7 protein-coding genes and 1 tRNA gene are annotated in these 7,536 nt (G+C 47.4%); 2 read left to right on the top strand and 6 right to left on the bottom strand.

The features are described from left to right. A partial coding sequence (locus HMPREF3027_RS09685; RefSeq protein ID WP_210400679.1) for a hypothetical protein occupies positions 1-207 on the top strand: 207 nt, incomplete at its 5' end. A gap of 328 nt (positions 208-535) precedes the next feature. On the opposite strand, the gene HMPREF3027_RS04415 is transcribed toward HMPREF3027_RS09685, so the two are convergent. From HMPREF3027_RS04415 to HMPREF3027_RS04430, 4 genes are all read right to left on the bottom strand, one after another. Next, on the bottom strand, positions 536-1,699 hold the full coding sequence (locus tag HMPREF3027_RS04415; protein WP_070707261.1) for a glycosyltransferase: 1,164 nt from the start codon (positions 1,697-1,699) through the stop codon (positions 536-538). Between the two features lie 41 nt (positions 1,700-1,740). Beyond that, positions 1,741-2,979: a GTPase HflX gene (gene hflX, locus HMPREF3027_RS04420; RefSeq protein WP_070707262.1), complete on the bottom strand. Its 1,239-nt coding sequence runs from the start codon at positions 2,977-2,979 to the stop codon at positions 1,741-1,743. Between the two features lie 515 nt (positions 2,980-3,494). Then, positions 3,495-4,649 carry a M20 aminoacylase family protein gene (locus tag HMPREF3027_RS04425; RefSeq protein ID WP_070707263.1) on the bottom strand — a complete coding sequence of 385 codons (1,155 nt, stop codon included), beginning with the start codon at positions 4,647-4,649 and terminating at the stop codon, positions 3,495-3,497. Between the two features lie 25 nt (positions 4,650-4,674). Then, positions 4,675-6,144 (bottom strand): MFS transporter, encoded by a 1,470-nt coding sequence (locus tag HMPREF3027_RS04430; RefSeq protein ID WP_070707264.1) that lies wholly within the window; start codon positions 6,142-6,144, stop codon positions 4,675-4,677. Between the two features lie 227 nt (positions 6,145-6,371). Here HMPREF3027_RS04430 and HMPREF3027_RS04435 point away from each other — a divergent pair. Continuing rightward, a tRNA-Ser gene (locus tag HMPREF3027_RS04435) sits at positions 6,372-6,458 on the top strand. Between the two features lie 114 nt (positions 6,459-6,572). Here the strand turns inward: HMPREF3027_RS04435 and HMPREF3027_RS04440 are convergent. Together HMPREF3027_RS04440 and HMPREF3027_RS04445 are read right to left on the bottom strand one after the other, a co-directional pair. Beyond that, entirely contained in the window at positions 6,573-6,803 is a 231-nt protein-coding gene (locus HMPREF3027_RS04440) for a helix-turn-helix domain-containing protein (protein ID WP_070707265.1), read from the bottom strand. Continuing rightward, positions 6,796-7,140 carry a hypothetical protein gene (locus HMPREF3027_RS04445; RefSeq protein ID WP_210400680.1) on the bottom strand — a complete coding sequence of 115 codons (345 nt, stop codon included), beginning with the start codon at positions 7,138-7,140 and terminating at the stop codon, positions 6,796-6,798. The genes HMPREF3027_RS04440 and HMPREF3027_RS04445 overlap by 8 nt, the downstream gene beginning before the upstream one ends. Positions 7,141-7,536 lie beyond the last annotated feature (396 nt).

The following is a 7,536-nucleotide window of genomic DNA, read 5'->3' on the forward strand; positions in this document are numbered from 1 at the left end:
GGGTTAATAGACCATGGAAGCCCTTCGGGCTTCTATCATCACTCCACTAAAAAGGATCTGAAATGGATATTTATTAAGTCATCCATAGCGCTTATCCAAAAAAAACTGAAAATCATTTACTTACAAAAGTCATTCGGTGTTTTTGTGGCAATCCATTCGGTGTTTTTGTGGCAATTCGTTCGGTGTTTTTGTGGTGGTGGGGCGTAGGGTACGCGAGGAGGAAAATAAGTAGCATTTGCACGACGTTTTACGCCCTAGTTAGTAGAGCAAAAGTTGAGTTGCAACTAAGCATTTGCTGAGATGCAACAAAGCAAATGCTTAGTTGCATAACCAATCGCTTAGTTGCAACTCGGCAAATGTCAAAATAGAACCCTGATTATCAACCACTTACAAAAGTACTCCCAGCAGCCTACATTTCACCATAATTCGGCATACCAAAATCCTCCTGCAACTTCTTAACCGATTTGCAGGAAAATGTGTGAGAATCGCCTATCGTGGAACACTCTCAAAAAAAAGGAGATGAAGGTGGACAGGGTTATTTGCCGTTATGGCCTAGGAGCTTTTTCTCTTTTAGCACTTCATAGCGGGGGATAATCTCGTCTCGTACCACTTCGCCCCAGGAGGAGCCAAGCTGTTGGGAGACGTGGTCGGCAACCTTATCAAGGTGTTGGCGGTTATTCACAAGTTCACGAATCTTATCGGCGTAAGCTTGTGGGGTACTCTCAGAGGTAAAGCCATTCACGCCCTCCTCCACAAAGGTGGCGCAGGTACTCTCACGTAGCAGTAATGAGGGGGTGTGCATGGCAGCTGCTTCTCGAATCACATTGCCAAAGGTATCATAGAGTGAGGGGAAGAGGAAGAGGTCGGCAGCAGCGTAGTAGCTCATCAATTGTACGCGGTCTGATACCAAACCAGCAAACTTCACCTTCTCCCCTAGCCCGAGGGCGATTGTCTTCTCCTCAAACTGTTCTTTGGCATTGCCAGTCCCCACAAAGAGCATTCGAAATGGGAGGTCATCAAGCAGAGCCAAGCTATCCAAAATGAGGTCGATATTCTTATGTACAATGTGCTGGCCTACGAATAGGAAAAGGGGCATATCATCTGCTAGTCCTAGCTCATGGCGACATGAAACCCTTGCTGATCTCCAATCCACTCCAGCGGTCTCAATGCCCATTGGCACGATCTCAACTGGGCCGTAGTAACCATACTCAATCAGTGTCTTTTCGATAGAAGGGTCGGCAATCCACACCTCATCGGCACTGGTATAAAACTTTACGATCTTCTCTACCACTAGCTCGGTAATCCCTTCGCTCTTGGTGGCTTGGTAGATATCATCCCAATACTTAGAGTGAAATGTAGCGATGAAGGGGACCTTATTCTTTCGGGCTATCTTTTTGCCCAACTGACCTACTGAGAAAGGGCTATGACAGTGGACAATATCAAAGTCCATTCCCTTCACCTCCGAGAGCACTGGGCTAGGAAGTGTGGAAAAGGCATACCCATAGGGCTTGCGATTACGCAATAATATAGTGGGCAATCGCTTTACATCAAAGGGCTCCTGAAAGGGCTCGCCCTCCGCATTGGCAGTCACCACCGACAGATCCACACCAGCTTTGTGCAACTCTAGTGCCGTATAATACTGCCCAACCCCTACCCCATCTATCGCGGGTGGAAAACTATCTACAAAAATACCCAACATAGTTACTTACATCGTTCTCAAATCAATAATAAAAAGATTGGCTAGTGAGACATCTCCTCACCGGTCTCATCGTAATAGCTAAAAAGGAAATCGTCGTAAGGGAAGCGAGTGACGTGGATCTCCTTCACACGCTCGTAGAGACGCTCCTTGAGCTCTTCAATCCCTAGCCCCTCTTTGGCCGAAATGAATAGCACGTCCTCCTCACCCTGCTTCGCCATCCAGGTCTTTTTCAGCTCCTCCAACGAGATATTTTCTTTGGTGGCTGGCGTGAGGTCGTCCTCATCTTTGGGTTCAAAGGTAAAGGCATCAACCTTATTAAAGATAAGGATTGTGGGCTTTTTCTCTCCGTCGAGTATTTCACTGAGGGTTTGATTGACCACTGCTATCTGCTCCTCAAAGGCGGGATGTGACACATCAACTACGTGGATAAGGATATCGGACTCCTTCACCTCGTCGAGTGTCGACTTGAAGGACTCTATCAGCTCGGTTGGTAGCTTACGGATAAACCCAACCGTATCGGAGAGGAGAAATGGTAGGTTCTTTACCACCACCTTGCGGACGGTAGTATCGAGGGTGGCGAAGAGTTTGTTCTCGGCAAATACTTCGCTCTTGGCTAGGAGATTCAGGATGGTAGACTTTCCCACATTCGTATAGCCGACTAGTGCCACTCGCACCATCTTACCTCTATTCTTGCGTTGCACCACTTTCTGCTTGGCGATCTTATCTAGCTCCTCTTTGAGCTTGGCAATCTTATCCAATACTATTCGGCGGTCGGTCTCTAGCTGAGTCTCACCAGGTCCACGCATCAAGGCACCTCCGCCTCGCTGTCTATCCAAGTGGCTCCACAATCTCGTTAGTCGTGGAAGGAGGTAATTGTATTGAGCCAGCTCCACCTGTGTCTTGGCGTGAGCTGTGCGTGCTCTGGAGGCGAAGATATCTAGGATAAGGGAGGTGCGGTCTAGCACACGCACCTTGAGCTTTTGCTCGATATTACGCATCTGATTGGGGGATAGTTCGTCGTCGAATATCACGGTACCTATCTCGTCCTCCTCTATTTTATCGGCAATCTCCTGGAGCTTGCCACTCCCTATAAATGTAGCTCCGTTGGGGTGCTCTAGCCTTTGCGTAAAGCTCTCCACTGCCTGTATCTGTGCGGTATGCGCTAAAAAGGCCAATTCCTCTAGGTACTCATTGACCTCTTGCTCCGACTCATCGGGGGTCACGAGGCCCACAAGGTAGGCGCGATCAGTAGCTGCATCTGTCTTTATAAAGTCTCTCATTTCTATTCTCTCTTTGGCTTATTCACAAAGGTACAAAAAAGAATAGATACACTTGAGATAGGAATACTTGCGGTACAGGGGTTACGCATTAGAAAGCTCTTGCCGTATGGTTTTTAGCAGGGTGTCTTTGAGAAAGGACCTCGGCAGAGGTCCGACGGATCCTAGCCCCCGAGTCGGAGGGGGCTAGGCCCCCGAACGACCGGGGGATCAACGGTCATCCCCCCCTATCCCACGACCCCTTGCGGGTCGGACAACCGCATCAGATTAATACTGGAATGAGTTGTCCGACCCGCAAGGGGTCGAATGGTGAAGGTGGGTCGTTTTCTGTCCCCTAGTCATCGGCTCTACGAGCCTTGACTAAGTGCTATGATCCGTCTGACCTCCCACAAGGGGAGGTCAGTCACGGTTAGACCTTTCTAATGCGTAACCCCTGAATGGGGCACACGTAGCATTAAGAAGAGAAGTCCCTTGCGCCTTTGGCACAAGGGACTTCTCTCTTTATATGTGACAGACCGTTACTTCAGATAGGCCTCAGCAAGTGAAACCCAATAATTGGCTCCGATAGGGAAAATATCTTGATCCAAGATATACTTGGGGTGATGCACCATTGGGGTATCTCCATTGCCAATCATCAAGTAGGTACCTGGCTTCTTCTGGAGCATAAAGGCAAAATCCTCGCTACTCATAAAGGAGGCAGCTGGATTGACCACATTTTCCGCTCCATAAGTATCTATCGCTACTTGAGTGGCAAAGGCAGTCTCCTCGGGAGTATTGACGAGTACAGCCCCAGGCTGACCCTCTCTAATCTCGTAGGTACAGCCATAACACTCTGCTTGGGCTTTGGTGATTTCACGGATACGACGTAGCACCAACTCCCGATCCTCGGCAATCATATTGCGCACCGATAGACGTAGGATGGCACTATTGGCAATCACATTGCCAGCGTTACCAGCGATAAAGGCTCCGATGGTGACGACAGCATTGTGCCAAGGACTGAGGTTGCGTGAGACAATTGTCTGAAGTGCCATCACGAGCGAAGCCCCTGCTACCACGGGATCAATACTCAATTCGGGCATAGATCCGTGCGATCCTTTGCCCACTAATTCGATCTCCCAATTATCCACGGCCGACATGGTGGCTCCCTCCCGGAAGTAGAGTTTGCCCTTTTCAAGTCCAGGAATATTGTGCATAGCGTAGACGGCATCAACTGGGTACTTTTCGAATAGCCCATCCGCGATCATGCCAGGGCTACCTTGCATGGTCTCCTCTGCCGGCTGGAAGATAAGTGTCAGTGTGCCATTGAAATTCTTGGTCTTCATAAGATACTTAGCTGCCCCTAGCAACATGGCGGTATGGCCATCGTGCCCACAGAGGTGCGACTTGCCCTCAATAACGCTTCGATAGGAAAGTTCATTGACCTCCTCTATGGGGAGTGCATCGAACTCAGCCCTGATACCAAGGTTTTTGGTACCATTTCCCACTTTGAGGGTAGCCACCAATCCCGTTGTGCCGATGCCTTCTTCTACCTCATAGCCCATTGCACGAAGCTCTGAAGCGATGTATTTGGCGGAGTTGACCTCTTCGAGTGCTACCTCGGGGTGCTTGTGCAAATGCTCTTGCCACTCCCTCATCTTTGGTGCGAGGGCTTCTATCTCTTTTCTAACTTTCATATACTTTATTCAAGATGAATAGGGATTACTTTTTACTTTGTTTGGGAACGGTGATGGAGATTACCACAATCGCAAGCAGCACCATACAGATATTATAGGCCATAGCTATCATTGCAGACTGTCTAAAGACGAGGTTGGACTGTTCACCAATGAACATTTGATTGAAAAAACTATTTTCAGGTGCCAGTTGTTGTCCACTTCCAGAGAGCAAACCGTAGTAAATGGCACTAGAAACTGCAATACCAAAGGCGGAACCGAGTGATGAAGCCATCTTGTAAATACCTGACCCAGCTGCAGATTCCTTTGGAGGAAGGGTGGAGAGGGCAGCGTCGGTAGAAGGGGTGGCATAGCAAGCTAGGCCAAGTCCGAAGAGTGCGTACCCGACTCCCATCAAGATAAGATAGGTTTCTCGCATCACGTTGGTAGGCAACATCACTAGGAAAGCGAGCATAACGATAAAGCTTCCTAGTAGCATCGGCCTTCGTGGTCCGTACTTCTGCAACAGTCGCTCTCCGATCCGAATAAAAGCAATGATCACCACTCCATAACCAATAGATAGGAAGCCGATGACACTGCCATCGTAATCGGTCGCGGCAGACATTAGTGCGGGGATAACGACTAGTACGCCGGCGGTGCTATTGAGAATAAAATTGGAGATGGTGGCTCCTGTAAAGGTTTTATTCTGAAAGAGCCGAATATTGACGAAAGGTAGCTCTACTCCTGATTCGATACTTACGAATAGGATAAGTCCTATAATTGCCACTGCCGTTAAGACCATAGTAATAGGGTTGTTCCATCCCCAACTGCTACCATAGTTGATCACTATCATCAAGCAGATGACGGAGATCATAAAGATGACCATCCCCTTGAAGTCAAACGTTACATCTTTGGCACCCTCCACATAGTTGCGAGGAATCTCTCGCACCAGTAAAAGTCCGATAAAGGCGGTTACAGCTGCCAAGACAAAAATAGAGCGCCAGCCCAAAAAGGAGGTCATATTGGCACCGACGAAAGTGGCGAAGCTTGTGCCACCCCAAGTGCCCATACTCCAAAGACTGATGGCTCTTTGACGCTCTTTTTCCTCCCAAAACTGAGCGATTATCGCCAGTGAAGCAGGCATGATACAGGCTGCTGACACCCCTTGCAGGGTACGACCCGTCAGCATAAATGGGAGGGTCCAAATACTACTAGCAGGGGTAGTAGCAATAAGAATACCTCCTACAATGGCAGCATAAAAGCCCCAACGCAATGTCTTAGCACGTCCGTAGCGATCGGCAATATTACCAAACATCACAACGGTCACACCCGAGACAAGGGAGGTAATCGTTACGGCAAGCCCTAAGGCACCTCTATCAATCTGAAGATCTTTTTGCACAACATCTTGAATACTCAGCATGGTCATGCCAAATAACCAAAATGAAAGCAGACCTAATATAATTCCGATAAGCACCTTATCATTTCCACGATAAGTAGTTGATGTACTAGATTCAGTCATAATATCTCTTGATTAAATACGTTAAATATATCCTTTGATCTTACTCTATCTTAGAAATCACTTAAATCACATGACAAGATAAGAAAATAACTATAAACAGCGAATAACTACCACCTGATTTTTCAGGTGACTGCCCTACCCTTAAAGATAAAAAACAAACTTTGAAACCACTTTTGTGCTCAAATCCTTTGGCTGTAACGAAATAATTGTTATCTTTGCACTCGATTGGAAGTGTGGGTGAGTGGCTGAAACCACCAGTTTGCTAAACTGACGTACGGGCAACCGTACCGGGGGTTCGAATCCCCCCGCTTCCGCGACAAAGAAACCGCTCAGAGCCTAATACATTGGCTTTGAGCGGTTTTTTATTTACATAAGTGGGTACAAAATCGGGTACATCGGTATTGATAGGGTCTAATTTGGGTACATTTTTAAGACTTGTCCCCGTTTGGGTACATAGTCTGCTTTTTAACCTTCACCACCTCAACACTCAGCCCCAGAGGCTTTGCCATCGCCTCTATCGTCTCAAGCGTCGGATTTGTCAAGCCCCGAAGCGTTGCCGAAATCGTCCGCCTCGTAAGTCCAGACAATTGAGCAAGGCGGTAAATAGTTACCGCCTGCTCATTCATCTCTTGCTTTATGATTTGGATAGCGTCACTCATCTACCTCTACTATATCAAAGTCATAGACCCCGATCCCGAAGCTATCTGCCCCCTCGCTCATCTCTTTAGCTGTGAAGGCTATGCTCTCACCGCTGTTGCAATCGTAAAGCAGTGCACCGCCCACTTCTACCTCTGCTAATAGCGATCTGCGAACATCGTCAGCATCAAAGTCATCTGGGCAAGTGTCTTGCGTCGTGAAGAATTGCAAGTCGTCAAAGCCTTGCCCGCCCTCTGCTAGCTCATTAGTAAATAGCCCTGCAACGTCTATTCTGTTGCTGTCATTTAGGCTATTAAATACCTCGCTGCTCTCTTGCTCTTTGATAATAAACTTTTTCATCATTTAGGGTGTGCAGTTATCAAGCATTGCACTCATCGCCTTTTGCGTTTGTTGTGTTATTATATAGGTGTTACCCCTATCTGTGAACAAAGGTAGCAATTATTCTGAACATAGGGTAATATAATACCCTATATTATAGTTAAACTATCTTAAATTATTTGCAAGCTAGAATAAAAAAGTCGTATATTTGCGGAGCAAACACGAATTATCCAATCCAAGTGTGATAATGTTTGCGCGTTTGTTGTGAATTGATTTTTAGGGAATAATCTCACAACGTGAGGGGTGGCGAAAGCTACCCCTCTTTTCGTCGTATGACGGGCATGTCATACAAAAGCGAGGGGGATGGCTCCTACACCACCCCCCCTCTGGAGAGAAAATCACTCATCTACATAGAAG

The sequence above is a fragment of the Porphyromonas sp. HMSC077F02 genome, from assembly GCF_001815465.1.
Lineage (GTDB): Bacteria > Bacteroidota > Bacteroidia > Bacteroidales > Porphyromonadaceae > Porphyromonas_A > Porphyromonas_A somerae.

Bases quoted from the DNA above. Each gene is read 5' to 3' on its own strand.
- HMPREF3027_RS04440 (WP_070707265.1), bottom strand. From the start codon at position 6,803: ATGAGTGACGCTATCCAAATCATAAAGCAAGAGATGAATGAGCAGGCG.
- HMPREF3027_RS04430 (WP_070707264.1), bottom strand. From the start codon at position 6,144: ATGACTGAATCTAGTACATCAACTACTTATCGTGGAAATGATAAGGTG.
- hflX (WP_070707262.1), bottom strand. From the start codon at position 2,979: ATGAGAGACTTTATAAAGACAGATGCAGCTACTGATCGCGCCTACCTT.
- HMPREF3027_RS04415 (WP_070707261.1), bottom strand. From the start codon at position 1,699: ATGTTGGGTATTTTTGTAGATAGTTTTCCACCCGCGATAGATGGGGTA.
- HMPREF3027_RS04425 (WP_070707263.1), bottom strand. From the start codon at position 4,649: ATGAAAGTTAGAAAAGAGATAGAAGCCCTCGCACCAAAGATGAGGGAG.
- HMPREF3027_RS04445 (WP_210400680.1), bottom strand. From the start codon at position 7,140: ATGAAAAAGTTTATTATCAAAGAGCAAGAGAGCAGCGAGGTATTTAAT.